Raw genomic sequence first — 15,980 nt, 5'->3', positions numbered from 1 at the left:
GACCTAAACGTCGGCCAGGCCGAGGGTGTCCAGGAGCCAGGCGTATTCGAAGGCGACTTCCTTCCACTGTTCGTAGCGGCCGCTGACGCCGCCGTGGCCCGCACTCATTTCGGTCTTGAGCAGCAGTGGTGCGTCACCGGTCTTGGTCGCACGCAGTTTGGCGACCCACTTGGCGGGTTCGACATAGAGCACGCGGGTGTCGTTGATACCGGTGACGGCCAGGATGGCCGGGTAGTCCTTGGCTTCGATGTTCTCGTAGGGGGCATAGGACTTCATGTAGTCGTAGACGTCCTTGTCCGCCAACGGATTCCCCCACTCGTCCCATTCGATGACGGTGAGCGGCAGCGATGGGTCCAGGATCGAGGTGAGCGGGTCGACGAACGGTACGTTGGTCAGAATTCCCTTGAACAACTCGGGCGCCATATTCGCCACCGCGCCCATCAGCAGACCACCCGCACTGCCGCCATCGGCGACCATCCGGTCCGCCGAGGTGACACTGGTATCGATGAGATGCCTTGCGCACGAGATGAAGTCGGTGAAGGTGTTCTTCTTGGTGCGGGTCTTGCCGTTCTCGTACCAGAGCCGCCCCATTTCACCACCGCCGCGCACATGCGCCACCGCGAACACCATGCCGCGGTCGAGCAGCGAAAGCCGCGAGACCGAGAAGGACGGATCAATGGGGGTCTCGTAGGAGCCATATCCATACAGCAGCAGCGGTTTCGGGCCCGCGGGCAACCCCTTCTTGCGCACCAGCGAGATCGGAATCCGGGTGCCGTCCGCGGCGACCGCCCAATCTCGTTCCTGCTCATAGTCGTCGGCGTCATAACCGCCGAGTACGGGCTGCTCCTTGCGCAGCAGCAACTCACCGGTGGCCGGGACATAGTCGAAGACCTGCGTCGGTGTGATGAACGAGGTCAGCCCGATGCGCAGCGTCGGCTGCTCCCATTCCGGATTGCGGCCGGAGCCGACCGCGAAGAGTTCCAGATCGAATTCGAGTTCGTGCCGCTCGCCGTAGCCGGATTCGGTCAGTGGCCAAATGGCAACGCGGGGAAGGGCTTCACGCCGATAGCTCAGCACCAGATGGTCGGCGAACGGATCGATGTCCTCGAGTCGCACATCGTCGCGGTGGCCGATCAGCAATGTCATATTCGACGGATCCGATACCGGCGCCTCTGCGAGCACGAAGTTCTGCGCCTTCACCCCGTCCACGACATCGTTGTGCAGGATCAGGAAACGGTCCTCGCCACCGACCACGGCATGATCCACCGAATACTCGACACCTTCACGTCGCGGAATGACGACCCGGAAATCCCCTTCCGGATTATCGGATTCGAGTACCCAAGCCTCGCTGGTGATCTTGGAGCCGAGCCAGATCATCAGGTACTTCTCTGAGCGCGTCGCGCCGATGCTCACCCAGTAGCGCTCATCGGGCTCGTGGAAGACCTCGACATCGTCATCCTTGGCCGTGCCGAGCCGGTGCCGCCACACGGTGTCGGGTCGCCAGGATTCGTCGACGGTCTGATAGAACACGTGTGTGCCGTCCAGCGACCAGGTCGCGCCGGGTGCGGTGCCCGCGATCTCGTCGGCGAGCATTTCGCCGGTGCGCAGATCCTTGAAGCGCAGCAGGTAGCGCTCGTCACCACTGGTGTCGACCGAGTACGCGAGCAGGTTGCCGTCATGGCTGACCGAGAACGCGCCGATGGTGAAGAAGTCGTGGCCCTCGGCGGCCTGGTTGCTGTCGAGCAGCACCTGCTCGCCGGGAATCTCGGTATCGGCCTCGAGTTGCGGCGGGGTCCACGCGTCGATCCCCGCCGCGGCGGCATCGATGCGACAGCGGCAGTGCACGCCGTACTGCTTGCCCTCGAAGCTGCGCGAGTAGTACCAGTACTCGCCGATCCGGGTCGGCACCGACAGATCGGTCTCCTGGGTACGCGCCTTGATCTCGTCGTAGAGCTTGTCCCGCAGCCCGCCCAGATGCGCCGTGCGCGCCTCGGTGTAGGCGTTCTCGGCCTCCAGATGGGCGATGACCTCGGGGTCTTCCTTATCGCGGAGCCATTCGTACTCGTCGATGAAGACGTCGCCATGGTGCACCCGTTCGGTGCGCACCCGCTTGGCGACCGGGGCCGTCACCACGGCCGATTCATCACCCGGACCGGCGAGCGTTCCGGTTCCACTGTCGAGAGCCATGGGCTCCACCCTACTGTTCGGGCTGCGCGCCGCCCGCCGCTCGGATGATCTCGTCGAGTACCGCGCCCGCCCGGTGCAGATCGGTCATCGCCTGATCGATGCGGCGGCGCTCCTCGGCCAGCTTGTCCACCAGGAACGGTGTCGCCAGTTCGTTCGGGGTGCCGTCTTCGTCGTGGATACACGGCAGCAACTGGCTGACGGTATCGCTGCCGATGCCCGCGGCGAACATTTCGCGAATGCGCAGCACCCGCGCGACCGCCGACTCCGGATATTCGCGCTGACCACCGGAGCTGCGCTCGGATCCGAGCATGCCTTTGGCCTCGTAATACCGCAGCGACCGGACGCTCACCCCGGTCCGCTCGGCCAACTCACCGATGCGCATATCTGTTCCGCTTTCCGGACCTTTGCCGACGTGCAACGGAAGGCGCGCTGCGAACCGGCGGCCACGCACGAAGAGCTGCTTGACGTTCCCGACGAGTTACCCATGCACTCCCGCGATCAGCCGTTGCGGTCTCGAGCTTACTTGACCTCACATCGATGTCAGGTTTTATGGTGCCGTCATGCAGCTATTGAGCGAATACCGCAACCATGTTCTGGCCCTGCCCAATCGCATCGTCATGTCACCGATGACCCGATTGCGTTCACATCCGGACGGTTCGCCGACCGCCGACGTGGTCGATTACTACGCGCAGCGGGCCACGGCCGGACTGATCGTGACCGAGGGCATCTGGCCGCATTCGACCGGCCAGAGCGAGGCCTGGGTGCCTGGCCTGCAGACGGGTCGCCATGTCGATGCCTGGCGACGGGTCACCGAGGCGGTGCACGCGGCGGGCGGGCGGATCGTCGCACAACTGATGCACGGTGGTCGGAAGGGACATCCGTTGGCGCGGGTCGACGGATCGTGGCCTACCGGACCGTCGGCCGTGGTGGACGACGATCGACCGCACCTGCTCGACGGCACCAAGGCCGATCCGATCACACCGCGTGCGTTCAGCCGTGCCGAAATCGCCGCCGTAATAGAGCATTTCGCGATCGCCGCCGCCAACGCGATCGCGGCGGGCTTCGACGGTGTCGAGATCCATGGGGCCAATAGCTATCTGCCGCACCAGTTCCTGGCCGATAACACCAATCTGCGCACCGACGAATTCGGTGGTTCGATCGAGAACCGTATGCGCGCGCCGCTGGCCATCGTGGACGCCGTCGTCGAGGCCGTCGGATCGCACCGCACCGCTATTCGACTGTCCCCGGGCAACCCGCAGTTCAATATGTACGAGGCGGATCCGGCACCGCTGTACCGCACGTTGGTGGCCGAGTTGGATCGCCGTGACCTTGCCTATCTGCATCTGACCGATAACGATGACTATCCCGTGCTGGCCGATCTACGGCCGCGCTGGCACGGCACGCTCATCGCGAATATCGGCGAGAACCGCGAACCCACCGGTGCGGTCGAGGCCGAGACCGCGCTCCAGCAGGGGCTCGCCGATCTGGTGTCGTTCGGACGCGCGTTCATAGCCAATCCTGATCTGGTGACACGGATTACCTACAATCTGCCGCTCGGTTCGATCCGGGAGGATCTGCTGTACGGGCGCGATGCGGCGGGTTACAGCGACTATCCATGCTGGGGGTTGCGCGAAACGCGGTGCGCCTGAGGTCCGGATGCTCGGCCGCGCGGGCCAGTAGGCTCGCGGCCATGCGCGCCACAATCGCAAATCGCCTGCTGGCCGTCACGGGGATGCTGTTCGCCACGGCCGGAATCGGTGCGTTCGCACCGGCTTCCGCATGCGCGTGCGGTGCGGTCGCCAATCCGGCCGGGCATCGGGCGTCGGTGCGCGAGGAGACGGGGCTGGTCAGCTGGGACGGACAGCGCGAGACGATACTCATGCGGCTCGCGCTGAAATCCGGTACCGACCAGGCGGCGCTGATCGTGCCGACACCGAAACCGGCGACCGTCGCGGGCGGCTCCGCGGCGACGTTTACCGAACTGGCGAACTTGACCGCGCCCAAGATTGTGACTGAGCGCCGATGGTTCTCGAGTTCCGGCGACACCGCGGGCGAGGGGGCGCTGGCTGCCGCCGGGGGCGGGCCGACAGTCCTCGATCGCGTGCGGCTCGGTCCGATCGAAGCAACCACACTGTCCGGCGGCAATCTGGACGGCATTCGAAAGTGGCTGAGCGACAATGGCTACGAGATGCGTCCCGAGGTGGTCGGTACGCTCGAGCCGTATCTACGCGAGGGCTGGTCCTTCGTGGCAATGCGCCTCACCAGCGCCCAACCGCTCGATGGCGCGATAGATCCGGTGCGTCTGACCTTCGATTCGGATCGGTTCGTGTATCCGATGCGCATGTCGAGCGCCGCTGAGCAGGCCCAGTATGTGCACCTTTACGCGCTGAGCGCGCATCGTGTGCGCCGGTCCGATCCCGATGCCGCCGCCCAAAGTGTGCACGTCGACTTCGCAGGCCGAGTTGCCACGTCGGATCCAGAACTCGCGTCGGTGACCACGAGCGGCCGCAACTACCTGACCGAACTGCGGGTTTCGATCGATACCCCGGCGGATATCCACTCCGACTTCGCCTTCGAGACCGATGACAGCGATGCGGAGGTCTACCAGACGATCCACCGAACCGAGGCTGTGGAACTGTTCGGCGTGCCCGCGGGCATCGTCATCCTCGGCACGGCATTCCTGGCCGCGCTCGTCGTGGTCTTCGCCATCGTCCGCGTGCTGCGGGCCTGACCTCAGGCTCCGAGGCCCCCACATATTCACCGGATTGTCGCCGCGGTTGGTCCGTCAGCACGATGGTGGCTTTCACCAGCATGACGCTGACCAGACAGTTCCAGACGGTCCATGCGGTGGTTGTGGTCCACAGCATGCGGTCACCAGGCCGGATGTCCAGATGCAGGGCATCCAACTTCAGGTGTTCGAGCAGGATCCCGCCATGCCCGTGCGCTGGACGCGCCCATGGCGAGAACGGTGTCGGACGCTGACCGGCAATCCGCCCGGCTCAACGATCGAGCGCGCCGCGGATCGAACTCGCCAGATAATCCAGGTCAGCGCGGTGCGGACTGGTCGGGCGCCCACGTAATCCGAACCCGTCGCCCGGCGTTCGGGGGATGACATGCAGGTGCACATGGAACACTTCCTGCCCTGCGGTCACCCCATCGGCCAAGAAAAAGTTGACTCCATCACACGCCACCTCACTGGCCCGCAGCGCCCCCGCCAGCTTCTGCGCCACCTGGAACAACTTCCCCCCGACCACCGGATCCAGCTCCGCCAAATTGCGCGCCGCAATCTTCGGCACCACCAATAGATGTCCGGGCGTCATGGGCCGAATGTCCATGAACGCCACCACATCATCGTCCTCATACACCCGGCTGGCCTCGGCCCGCCCAGCCACAATGTCCCCGAAGATCGTGTACGGATTCACTGGACCACTATGGCCGGTCGGCTAGAGGATCGGGGACGGGGTGTAGCGAGCGGCGTCCGGGTACCGGTCAACGAGCTTCTGGACGGCGGCCACCACATCCGAAATCTGAGCTTCCGCCGCGCCGATGAAGGCGGACTTGTCGGCCAGGGCGGCATCCAATTCCGAGTGATCCAACGGGAAGCGGGAGTCGGCGGCCAGGCGGTCCAGCAGATCGGGTTCGCGGCCCTGCTCGCGCATGGCGAGGGCGACGGCTACCGGCTGATCTCGAACTGTAACCGCCACGGCGGTCAGAGGTCCACCACCTGCATCTACACCTTGTCGGCGGGCACGCCCTCGCCCCGATGCTCGAAAATCGTTGGTGACAAACATTTTGGCCATCGTGCAGGGGTTGTGCGCCACCGGTCCAGCGCGGCACCGACCCGCGCGCGGGCAGCTTTGCCGGTTACCGACTGCGCGGCAAGAGTTTCGAGCGCCTCTCGAATAAATGTTCGCATTGTGCGTCTCATCCCAGATACGGGGTTGAGCGTTGTTCGGCGTGGTGCTGCAACCGGAGCCGAACCGTCTGGTGTACCGGCAGTGTCTCGAGTTCTTCTAGCCGCAGGAATTTCACTTCCGTTGACTCGGAACTGACTTCGATACGGCCACCGATCACCCTGCCGTAGAACGTGATGTTGAACTCTTGGCGGACCTCGCCGTCCGCGTAAGCGATCACGTGCTGAGGGTCGGTATAGATACCGAGGATCCCGGTGATCTCGATATCCAGTCCGGATTCCTCCTTGGTCTCACGGATCACGCACTGTTCTAGCGTTTCTCCGATCTCCATGATTCCTCCGGGGAACGACCAGTTCCCGGAGTCGCTGCGGCGCTGCATGAGTATCGCGCCGTGGTCATCGACTACCAGTGCCGAACCTCCGGGAACCAAGCTGTTCGGCCGAGGTGCGTTGGGATCTCGGTAGTAGTCACGCCGTGAGCCCATCGGGATTCACCTCTTGCAGGTACGGGGTTACGGTTCCCCAGATCTGTTCGAATTGGTCTTCGAACGATGCGAACAGCCCGTACGGGGAGAGCTTTCGGAGGTAGAGCGCGGGGTGTTGATAGCCCCTCGCTCGAACCAGGTACGGCGTCACCAACATCAGGTCATCGAACCTGAACACCGAGTTGTACAAGTGCGTTGTGTGTAGCCCGATTCGGCACCCGGGAGTCTCGGCAAGGCTGCCGATCATGCTCAGCGCGTTGCGTATCCGTCCCGGCAATGTCCCTTGCATCTGTTCGAGCGCGTCACGCTCGGCTACGTGTGCGGACTCCGGGTCCGCGAAGGCCAGCCGAACGCTCGCGCCGTTGCGGCACTTTTCCGCGATCAGATCAGCGGCATCAGGCAACAGTTCAAGGACGAACGGGTAGGCATAACCGATGATGTCGATTCGCTGAGTCGCACTCAGCAGCAACGATGTCCACACTTCGTTAGGCACGTCGGCCCGGTGTGCGTACGCCCCGATGACTTCGGCTGTGGCAGGAGCGCCCGCGCTGATGTCCGGCCGAGTCGCAGGCCACAGGCTCGACTCCGATTCGCCGAGCGCGCTCGCCACAGCGGCGCGAGTTCGTTTGTGCGGCACTCGACCCGCTAGCCATCGGTTCACGGTCTTCACATCTACCTTGACCGTCTTCGCGAGTGCGGCGGAGTCGATCTGTGCTCGCAACATCGCCGACTGGAGGCGGTGACTCATACCGAAACGATACCGGGACGTTTCGGCGCTTTGAAGTGTCCGGAGAAACGTCCTTCGCGCAGTTCTAGCGTCCCGGGTCCGCCCATACCGTCTAAATCGGCCCCCGTGGCATGTGACGCCGTACCGGTCACGGGGTGCCTACCAACAGCCGACTACAGGAGTCGAGTCGAGATGGATACCGACAAGCCAACACGATTGTTCGTGTTCCCAGGTGGAGTGTTGGAGGTCACCGACTACGGAGACGACGACTCCGGCGGTGTGCACCTGGAGTTGCTGACTCCAGCCGATCATGGGCTACCGCAACGGGTTCCGGGTGCTGCGAAGATAGCCCCGCCGAATAGCCCTGTCGAGCCAGCTGACGCCGAGACGTGCGCCACGGTGCTGCGACTGCTCCGAGACCTGCCGTGATCGCGCTCGGGTGGGTCGTGTGCTTCGGCCTGCCGCTCGCGGTGATGGTCGCAGTGATCGTGTGGCCGGAACGGATTCCGAAGGACCGCACCGTCCGGAAAATCCGCGAGCGGATCGAACGCGAGGACACGGGCGAGATGAAGCCCGACCCGTCACGGGAGTACTGATCGGCTCCCGGCTGGTCAGGCACAAGAAATGAGGAATCCCTTGCGGTACAACATTTCGCGACTCGCCTTTGTCGTTGCAGCCGCTACTGCCGTGCTGGTGCTGGTGACCTCGCCAGCGTCGGCAATCACGATCGAAATGTGCGAGCAGTCGGGCGGGATAGTGGTCCGCTGCGCCGAGCAGCCGGTGACCAGATCCCAGGTGGCTTGGCTCGGAGTCTGATGGTGACGCGGCGGAACCGGCAACGGTCACGTTCGAAGTCACAGGGCCGTACGCCGAGGAGTTTCGGGTGGTGGCCGAGCGTCGTCCGTGAACGGGCTGGAGCCCTCGTTGCCTGGAAACTTCGAGGGCTCCGGCAAAGTTACTGCCCCGGTGTGTTCGGCGCGGTCCGTTGGAGGATCTTTGCCGCCTTTTCCGTGACCCGCCCACCTGCGCGACCGGGAACCGAGTGACGGCCAGGGGCCTCCGAGGAGCGGGGTAGGTCAGCCCCCCAGGTAGGCGTTCGCGATCTGCCACGAAACGTTTCCGATGAGGGCGCCAAGCGCTGCGCCGATGAGGGCGCCGGGGACCGCACCCACGACGAAGAACGGAAGTCCGGCGAGACCGCCGAGCACGGCCCCAACCACGGCGCCAGCGCCCGTGCGGAGTTCAACCGTGTCACCTGGCGGCATCGTGATCTCCTCGACCACCTCCGAAACGGCCGTGGGAGTTCGGTCAACCGGGGTGGCGACGGCCTGCGTCGTACCAAGCCCTACGAACAGGGCGGAAGCGAGGATTGAGAGGATCGCCCGCGCGATGAATTTGGCCAAGATTCCTCCAGCTGCTGTGCTCCAGGTCTCACCTGAGCACAAGGGAATCGGAGCGTCACCCTAACCTGTTACGGCTCAAACTATGGCGCTGATAACACAATCCGTCGCTGGCACCTTCAGATCGAACATCCAGGCTCCCGCGCCCTGGCGAGTCCGGCCGGGTCTGCTTGACCTTGGCTACGATCCCGTACTTCAGCAGCAGCTTTACGGATTCACTGGACCACTATGGCCGGTCGGCTAGAGGATCGGGGACGGGGTGTAGCGAGCGGCGTCCGGGTACCGGTCAACGAGCTTCTGGACGGCGGCCACCACATCCGAAATCTGAGCTTCCGCCGCGCCGATGAAGGCGGACTTGTCGGCCAGGGCGGCATCCAATTCGGCGCGATTCAACGGGAAGCGGGAGTCGGCGGCCAGGCGGTCCAGCAGATCGGGTTCGCGGCCCTGCTCGCGCATGGCGAGGGCGACGGCTACCGCGTGTTCCTTGATGACCTCGTGGGCGGTCTCGCGGCCGACACCAGCGCGCACGGCGGCGATGAGCATGCGGGTGGTGGCGAGGAAGGGCAGGTAGCGGTCGAGTTCGCGGGCGATGACGGCGGGGTACGCGCCGAATTCGGTGAGCACGGTGAGGAAGGTTTCGATCATGCCGTCGATGGCGAAGAAGGCGTCCGGCAGCGCGACCCGACGCACTACCGAGCAGAACACATCGCCCTCATTCCATTGCGCGCCAGCGAGTTCGGCGGCCATCGAGGCGTAACCGCGCAGCACCACCTGCAGGCCGTTGACGCGCTCGCAGGAGCGGGTGTTCATCTTGTGCGGCATGGCGGAGCTGCCGACCTGCCCGGGCTGGAAGCCCTCGGTGACCAGCTCATGCCCCGCCATCAGGCGAATGGTGTGCGCGAACGACGACGGACCCGCACCGACCTGAACGAGCGCCGACAGCACATCGTGATCGAGCGAGCGCGGGTACACCTGTCCGACACTGGTCAGCACATTCGCGAAGCCGAGATGCCGCGCGACCTGTTGCTCCAGCGTCGCCAGCTTGGCCGAATCGCCGCCGAGCAGGTCGAGCATGTCCTGCGCGGTGCCCATCGGGCCCTTGATACCGCGCAGCGGGTAGCGGTCGATGAGCTCACGCAGGCGGGTCAGCGCGATGAGCAGCTCGTCGGCGGCGGAGGCGAACCGCTTGCCGAGCGTGGTGGCCTGGGCTGCGACATTGTGCGAACGGCCCGCCATAACCAGCGTGTGATACTCGGCGGCCCGCTCGGCCAGCCGCGCCACCACCGCGACACCGTGCGCATGCACATGCTCGAGCGAGAGCCGGATCTGCAGCTGCTCGACATTCTCGGTGAGATCGCGGCTGGTCATGCCCTTGTGCACATGCTCGTGCCCGGCCCGCGCATTGAATTCCTCGATGCGCGCCTTCACGTCATGGCGGGTGACCCGCTCACGCTCGGCAATCGAGGCCGGATCCACCTGATCGATGACCCGCTCGTAATCGTCGATGACGCCCGCAGGCAGGTCGATGCCGAGTTCGGACTGCGCCCGCAACACCTCCAGCCACAGCCGCCGCTCGAGCACGATCTTGTTCTCGGGCGACCAGAGATGCACCAACTCGGGGCTGGCGTATCGAGTGGCAAGGACGTTCGGGACGAGGCTCACGACTGCGCCTCGCTGGCGCTCGGCTCCGTCGTACGCCTAGGCGCTGTACCTTTGGTTCGCTCGCTGCGCTCTCTCACGTCTTGTCAGTCTAGTGTCCGAAACCTGTCGACCTGCTGCGGCGTCTGTATCTGATGTGGTGCGAGCGGGCCCTCCGTGGTTACGCGAGCTACCGCCTCCGGGCCTGACGCTCGCACCGGGGGCGCGACGATATCGATGACCTCGAGCAATGCCCCGCGCGCCATTCGCCTTGGCTCCGGGTCCATTTCGCTCAGCGCCGCGACCACGGCACCGTCGACCACCGCGACCATCCTGCGCAACTGCTCGGGCCGGACCGCCCGATCGGAGCGGCGCAACACATCGGCGAGCAGCTCGTCCAGCTGCGCACGCAGCCGCAGCTGTACTTCACGCAGTTCCGGATGCCGCGCCGAGGCCACCGAACGTTCATAGCGTGCGATGAGCTGTCCGCGTGCGCCCTCGTCGTTTCCGTCCGACCCCACCAACAGGTCCAACACCAGATCGACGGTCGCCTCCGCGCCGCGTCTGCGGTGGCTCACCTCGCCGACCCGACGCCGCATCGCGTCCAGTTCCACATTGCCGCTGAATTCGACCGCACGCGCGATCAAATCATCGAGCGACTCGAAGTAATACGTCGTCGACGCCAGCGGAAGGTCGGCGCGCGTCGCGACCGAGCGATGCCGCACCGCATCGAATCCGCCTTCGAGTAACAACTCGGCGGCGGCCGCTACCAAAGCCTGGCGACGCCGTTCGCCTTTCGGGGTCGTCGCGGTTATCACCGTGCCATCGTGCCAGTCATCATCAGTTCATCCGTGCGAAATCAGAGAGGAAACCCAGAGAGTGCAAACCCAGCCATCGTTGTTTTACCGCATCTGCTCGTTCAGGGTGTCGAACTGTGCAAACTCGTTGTCGGGCAGGATGATCAACAACGCAGGTAGTGACCCAGCCGAACGAGTGCCGCCTCGATGTCGGCGGTAGCTCCGGCGAAGGAGAACCGTACCGTCCGGTGCCCCGCCGCGGTATCGAAGTCGATTCCGGGCGCGAGGGCGACTCCGGTGTGATCGAGCACCTCGGCACACCACTTGCGGGAATCATCGGTGAGATGGCCGATATCGGCGTAGGCGTAGAAGGCGCCGTCGGCCGGAGCCAGCTCGGTGATGCCGAGTTTCGGCAGACCCTCCAGCAGCAGTTGCCGATTCACCGCGTAGCGGCGGACGTGGCCGTCGAGCTCCGCCTTGGCCTCGGCGCCGAAGGCGTGCAGCGCCGCGAACTGCGAGACCGCGGGCGGACACACGGTCATATTCGACGCCAGCCGCTGCAGCGCGGGCCGCAAACCGGTCGGCGCCAGCATCCAGCCGAGCCGCCAACCGGTCATCGAAAAGTACTTCGAGACCGAACCGATGACCACGGATTCGCGCGAGGTCTCCCAGGACGATGACGTCCGGCCGACGCTGACGCCCTGGTAGGTGATGCCGTGGTAGATCTCGTCGGAGATCAGTAGGGTGCCGTGCGCATCGCACCAGCGGGCCAGTGCGGCGAGTTCAGCCGGATCGATCATGGTGCCGGTCGGGTTGGCCGGACTGGCCACGATAAGGCCCGCAGGCGGTTGCGGGAGCGCTTCCAGCATGGCGACCGTCGGCTGGAATCGGGTCTGGGCACCGCAATCGAGTTCGACCACACGACAACCCAGCGCGGTCAGGGTGTTGCGGTACGCCGGATATCCGGGCCTGGCCACCACGACGGTATCCCCGGCATCGAATGCGGCCAGGAAGATGAGGGTGAACGCGCCGGACGATCCGGTTGTCACCACGACGTCATCGGGCTCGACGGCATATCCGTAGGTATCGCGGTGGTGTTCGGCGATCGCTTCGCGCAGCGGCAGAACGCCGAATGTCTCTGTGTAACCGAGCAATTCGGAATCGATCGCCGTCTTCGTCGCGCGCAGCACCGGTGTGGGTGCTGGCGTCGAGGGCTGCCCGGCCGCCAGCACCAGCACATCGCCGTGCGTCCTGGCCCTTTCCGCGGCGGCTTTCCAGACATCCATCACGTAGAAAGGTGGAATGGTCGACCGGCGAGATTCTCTGGGCACCCGACGTACGGTAGACCTTCCCGAACATCGGGTGGGCGCCGATGCTCGGCTTTCGTCGACAGGTATCGAAATGCGACCCACCGCGCGGTTCGGCAGGTGCGCGGCATGCGGCACGGGTTATGGTCGGCGTTAATGCTTGACAAGGCTCGCCGGGCGCGGCTGGACCGAGTACCCGGGGTGGGTGGCATCGGTGTCATTCCCCCCGATTGGCGTGCCGAGTTGCGCAAGCGGCGCGAGTCCGAGTTGGGCGGGCGGGCGCGTGAGGTGCTCGGCGAGTGCAAGCAAGGCCTGGTCTGGTTGCGTCGGCAACCACCGCCCGACCTGCGTGCACTGTGGGAGGACCGGCCCAAGCTCGACTACCGCGCGTTAGTGCGCAAGCACCGGATTCTGATCGCCGGAGTCTGTGTCACCGCGGTATTCGCCGCCGCCGATTCCTCGTTCGATTGGGGCGTCACGGATCGCACCCCGAGCCCGGACGAGACCCAACGCGTCGCCTTCGCCTATCCACAGCAGATGCAGTCGACACCGCCGTCGGTGAAGCGCTATCTGAACGCCATCGCCAACGGTGAGCGCATCCGTGAGCAGGAGGTCGTCGCGGCCGCGGCCCGCGCGACGCTGGAACGTGCCAAGGCCGAGGCGGCCGCGGCCGTGTCCGGTGAATATCAGCCGTGGATGGCGGGCAGCGCGCCGGCCACCGCCGGGTCGGTGCTGCCCGGCATCACCGGCATGGTTTTGCCGGCGCGCGGCACCTTCACGTCCGGATTCGGTTCGCGCTGGGGCACTTTCCACAACGGCATCGATATAGCAGGACCGATCGGCACACCGATTTACGCCGTCGCCAGCGGCACCGTCATCGATGCGGGTCCCGCGCAAGGCTTCGGGCTATGGGTGCGGATCCGGCACGATGACGGCAGCATCACCGTCTATGGGCATATGTACGACTTCTTCGTCTCCGTCGGCGAACGTGTCCCGGCGGGGATGCAGATCGCCCGCATGGGTAACCGCGGTGATTCCACGGGGCCGCATCTGCACTTCGAGGTGATTGTCAACGGACAACACGTCGACCCACAGCAGTGGTTGGCACTGCACGGACTCGGCATTTAATGGCCGCGCCTGCGGCGCGGCGTGTTCGCGGCCCCCTGGTGTCTCGCGTCCGAGCCGTCGAGACTGGCGACTTCGTCGCATGCGCTTCGACGGCTCGGACGCGAGACGGGCCACGAACGGGTCGCTCGTAAGACTCGCTCCGTGGTGGTCAGTGCGGGCGGTGCGTTCAACACCTCATGCACGCATACTCAAAGGTCGAATCCCGAGCGCGCGGCGCATACGCTTCGACGACTCGCACGCGAGACGGGCCACTCGTATGACTCACTCCGTGGGGTCACCAGTGCGAGTCATTATCCGTCAAACGCTGATGCGATCCTCGACCGCGGCGAGGCCGATGTCGGTGCGGAAGTGGCTGCCGGGCAACTTGATCGAGGCGATGCGGTCGTAGGCGTGCGCGCGGGCGTCGGCAAGATCCGCGCCGATGCCGACGACGCTGAGCACACGACCGCCTACGGAGACCAGCGCCCCGTCCTCGCGCAATGCGGTTCCCGCGTGCAGCACAGCGGACGAGTCGTCGGTTGTGCCCTCGTCCGCTCCGGTGATCACATCACCGACGCGGGGATGACCCGGGTAGTTCTCGGCGGCGATCACCACCGTGACGGCCGAACCGTCGCGCCAACGCGGCGCGGCGACCTCGGCGAGCGTGCCGGTCGCGGTGGCGTTCAGCAATTCGCCGAGCGGACTCTCCAGCAGCGCGAGCACGGCCTGGGTCTCCGGATCGCCGAAGCGACAATTGAATTCGACGACGGCGGGTCCGTCGGCACCGATCGCCAGACCCGCGTAGAGCAGGCCGGAGAAGCCGCAGCCACGCCGCACCAACTCCGCCGCGACGGGCTGCACGACATCCTCGACGATCGTGGTGACCGTCTCCTGCGGCAACCACGGCAGCGGGGTGTACGCGCCCATACCACCGGTATTCGGCCCGGTATCACCGTCGCCGACGCGCTTGTGGTCCTGCGCGGGCAGCAACGGCACCACGGTCTCGCCGTCGACCAGACAGAACAGCGAAACCTCGGGCCCGTCCAAGAAGGATTCCAGCAGCACCGGATGGCCCTGCTCGAGCAGTTCGGCACCGTGGTCGCGGGCTGCAAGCCGGTCGGCGGTCACCACCACACCCTTGCCCGCGGCCAGGCCGTCGTCCTTGACCACCCAGGTCGGGCCGAACCGGTCCAGTGCGGCGTCGAGTTCAGCGGGGTTGTCCACGATCTCGCTGCGCGCGGTGCGGACCCCGGCGGCGGTCATGACGTCCTTGGCGAAGGCCTTCGAACCCTCGATGCGCGCGGCCGCGGCCGACGGACCGAAGCACGCGATACCCGCGGCCCGGACCGCGTCGGCGACGCCGAGCACCAGCGGCACCTCGGGTCCGATCACCACCAGGTCGGCGTCCAGTTCGGTAGCCAGGGCGACAACCGCCTCCGCGGAGGACTGATCGACCGCTCTGACCTGCGCGCACTGGGCGATACCCGCATTGCCCGGCGCCGCGAACAACGCGGTCACCACGGGGTCCCGGCGCAGGGCCAGGACGAGGGCATGTTCACGGGCTCCGGAACCGATAACGAGTACGCGCACGGGCAACAGCTTAGGGTGTGCCGAACTCGCCCCGACCAGTAGTCCGCGCACCCGATACGCGGGGTTCATCGGCCGTACATCGCACACCCGCCGATCCCGGCAGGGCGATACCGATTACTGCCGCGGCCCACCCCGATAACCACTGGTGGGCGGGTAAGCGATGACCGATTTCGTAAGCACATGGGGGCACACCCAAAAGCCGACCGCCCGGTTACCGCCGGCCCGTATTGTGGGTATCGAGGCACCGGACGACCGGCAAATACGCGGAGAGGCGGGGGAGTCTATGGGTCTGATCGACGGACTGATGGGCAATGCCGGGCGGATCGATCCCGGTAAGGCTCAAGAGGAATACGCGAGACTGATGGGCGGCGGTGAACAGGTCTATGCCGCTTACCTTCTCGTCCGCGATGCGATTCTGTTCACCAACAAGCGGCTCATCCTGGTCGACAAGCAGGGGGTCACCGGCCGCAAGGTGAGCTATCACAGCATCCCCTACCGCGCCATCACCCACTTCTCGGTGGAAACCGCGGGCACCTTCGACCTCGATGCCGAACTCTGCATCTGGATCTCCGGCACCCACGAACCGGTGCAGAAGCGATTCAACCGCCAGGTCGACATCTACGAAGTGCAGAGCATCCTGTCGCACTACGTCGCCTGACCACTGAACCCGCGGGTGATCACCCGGGCCAGGTCAGCAGCAATTCGAGAAACTGGCTCGATGCCACCGATGGTGACGAAGGCCGCCTCCGAGATACCGTTCGTGGTCTCGATCCGCGGCGGCCGAGCGTTGATCTGTCGGTGGGTGAGCAGACCTGCGGGAACTCTCGGC

At 65.3% G+C, this 15,980-nt stretch carries 17 protein-coding genes and 1 pseudogene; 7 read left to right on the top strand and 11 right to left on the bottom strand.

What is annotated here, in order from left to right; translation table 11 throughout:
• Positions 1-3 precede the first annotated feature (3 nt).
• Both ACQP2U_RS02795 and ACQP2U_RS02790 read right to left on the bottom strand, forming a co-directional pair.
• Positions 4-2,187, bottom strand: coding sequence for a S9 family peptidase (locus ACQP2U_RS02795; RefSeq protein ID WP_433713242.1), 2,184 nt, complete (start codon positions 2,185-2,187; stop codon positions 4-6).
• 10 nt (positions 2,188-2,197) lie between these two features.
• Positions 2,198-2,569: a MerR family transcriptional regulator gene (locus ACQP2U_RS02790; RefSeq protein ID WP_433713241.1), complete on the bottom strand. Its 372-nt coding sequence runs from the start codon at positions 2,567-2,569 to the stop codon at positions 2,198-2,200.
• A gap of 178 nt (positions 2,570-2,747) precedes the next feature.
• Here ACQP2U_RS02790 and ACQP2U_RS02785 point away from each other — a divergent pair, with 178 nt between their 5' ends.
• Both ACQP2U_RS02785 and ACQP2U_RS02780 read left to right on the top strand, forming a co-directional pair.
• Positions 2,748-3,836: an alkene reductase gene (locus ACQP2U_RS02785; RefSeq protein WP_433713240.1), complete on the top strand. Its 1,089-nt coding sequence runs from the start codon at positions 2,748-2,750 to the stop codon at positions 3,834-3,836.
• 41 nt (positions 3,837-3,877) lie between these two features.
• On the top strand, positions 3,878-4,918 hold the full coding sequence (locus tag ACQP2U_RS02780) for a DUF2330 domain-containing protein (protein WP_433713239.1): 1,041 nt from the start codon (positions 3,878-3,880) through the stop codon (positions 4,916-4,918).
• A 268-nt stretch (positions 4,919-5,186) separates the two neighbouring features.
• Here ACQP2U_RS02780 and ACQP2U_RS02775 read toward each other — a convergent pair whose 3' ends face one another.
• From ACQP2U_RS02775 to ACQP2U_RS02760, 4 genes and pseudogenes are all read right to left on the bottom strand, one after another.
• A complete protein-coding gene (locus ACQP2U_RS02775) occupies positions 5,187-5,609 on the bottom strand; it encodes an HIT family protein (protein WP_397030462.1) in 423 nt (140 codons plus the stop codon).
• Positions 5,610-5,630: 21 nt separating this feature from the next.
• Positions 5,631-5,921, bottom strand: a pseudogene (locus ACQP2U_RS02770) (adenylosuccinate lyase); the annotation flags it as partial.
• Positions 5,922-6,111: 190 nt separating this feature from the next.
• Positions 6,112-6,585, bottom strand: coding sequence for an NUDIX domain-containing protein (locus tag ACQP2U_RS02765; protein ID WP_433713238.1), 474 nt, complete (start codon positions 6,583-6,585; stop codon positions 6,112-6,114).
• Positions 6,569-7,333, bottom strand: coding sequence for a hypothetical protein (locus ACQP2U_RS02760; RefSeq protein ID WP_433713237.1), 765 nt, complete (start codon positions 7,331-7,333; stop codon positions 6,569-6,571). Before ACQP2U_RS02760 ends, ACQP2U_RS02765 begins: the two co-directional genes overlap by 17 nt.
• A 171-nt stretch (positions 7,334-7,504) precedes the next feature.
• Here ACQP2U_RS02760 and ACQP2U_RS02755 point away from each other — a divergent pair, with 171 nt between their 5' ends.
• Genes ACQP2U_RS02755 through ACQP2U_RS02745 form a run of 3 tightly spaced genes read left to right on the top strand, consistent with a single transcriptional unit; the run spans position 7,505 to position 8,128 of the window.
• Positions 7,505-7,741, top strand: coding sequence for a hypothetical protein (locus ACQP2U_RS02755; protein ID WP_433713236.1), 237 nt, complete (start codon positions 7,505-7,507; stop codon positions 7,739-7,741).
• Positions 7,738-7,908, top strand: coding sequence for a hypothetical protein (locus ACQP2U_RS02750; RefSeq protein ID WP_433713235.1), 171 nt, complete (start codon positions 7,738-7,740; stop codon positions 7,906-7,908). The genes ACQP2U_RS02755 and ACQP2U_RS02750 overlap by 4 nt, the downstream gene beginning before the upstream one ends.
• Positions 7,909-7,936: 28 nt before the next feature.
• Positions 7,937-8,128, top strand: coding sequence for a hypothetical protein (locus tag ACQP2U_RS02745; RefSeq protein WP_433713233.1), 192 nt, complete (start codon positions 7,937-7,939; stop codon positions 8,126-8,128).
• A gap of 260 nt (positions 8,129-8,388) precedes the next feature.
• Here the strand turns inward: ACQP2U_RS02745 and ACQP2U_RS02740 are convergent, their stop codons facing one another.
• The 4 genes from ACQP2U_RS02740 to ACQP2U_RS02725 all read right to left on the bottom strand — a co-directional run bounded on the left by ACQP2U_RS02740 (position 8,389) and on the right by ACQP2U_RS02725 (position 12,478).
• Complete coding sequence (locus ACQP2U_RS02740) at positions 8,389-8,715, bottom strand: hypothetical protein (RefSeq protein ID WP_433713232.1); 327 nt, start codon at positions 8,713-8,715, stop codon at positions 8,389-8,391.
• 237 nt (positions 8,716-8,952) lie between these two features.
• Complete coding sequence (gene purB, locus ACQP2U_RS02735; protein WP_433713231.1) at positions 8,953-10,374, bottom strand: adenylosuccinate lyase; 1,422 nt, start codon at positions 10,372-10,374, stop codon at positions 8,953-8,955.
• A gap of 83 nt (positions 10,375-10,457) precedes the next feature.
• Positions 10,458-11,168, bottom strand: a complete 711-nt coding sequence (locus tag ACQP2U_RS02730; RefSeq protein ID WP_397030480.1) for a TetR/AcrR family transcriptional regulator — start codon at positions 11,166-11,168, stop codon at positions 10,458-10,460.
• Positions 11,169-11,311: 143 nt separating this feature from the next.
• Positions 11,312-12,478 (bottom strand): pyridoxal phosphate-dependent aminotransferase, encoded by a 1,167-nt coding sequence (locus ACQP2U_RS02725; protein ID WP_433713229.1) that lies wholly within the window; start codon positions 12,476-12,478, stop codon positions 11,312-11,314.
• Between the two features lie 132 nt (positions 12,479-12,610).
• Here ACQP2U_RS02725 and ACQP2U_RS02720 point away from each other — a divergent pair, with 132 nt between their 5' ends.
• A complete protein-coding gene (locus tag ACQP2U_RS02720; protein ID WP_433713228.1) occupies positions 12,611-13,582 on the top strand; it encodes a M23 family metallopeptidase in 972 nt (323 codons plus the stop codon).
• Positions 13,583-13,879: 297 nt separating this feature from the next.
• On the opposite strand, the gene purD is transcribed toward ACQP2U_RS02720, so the two are convergent.
• Positions 13,880-15,151, bottom strand: a complete 1,272-nt coding sequence (gene purD, locus ACQP2U_RS02715) for a phosphoribosylamine--glycine ligase (protein ID WP_433713227.1) — start codon at positions 15,149-15,151, stop codon at positions 13,880-13,882.
• A gap of 283 nt (positions 15,152-15,434) precedes the next feature.
• Between purD and ACQP2U_RS02710 the strand changes: the two genes are divergently transcribed.
• Complete coding sequence (locus ACQP2U_RS02710) at positions 15,435-15,809, top strand: PH domain-containing protein (RefSeq protein ID WP_063046650.1); 375 nt, start codon at positions 15,435-15,437, stop codon at positions 15,807-15,809.
• The last annotated feature ends 171 nt before the right edge of the window (positions 15,810-15,980 follow it).

It is taken from the genome of Nocardia sp. CA-084685 (assembly GCF_050955785.1).
Lineage (GTDB): Bacteria > Actinomycetota > Actinomycetes > Mycobacteriales > Mycobacteriaceae > Nocardia.
The sequence above is the reverse complement of the archived record's forward strand: the minus strand, read 5'-3'. Positions and strand labels throughout refer to the sequence as shown.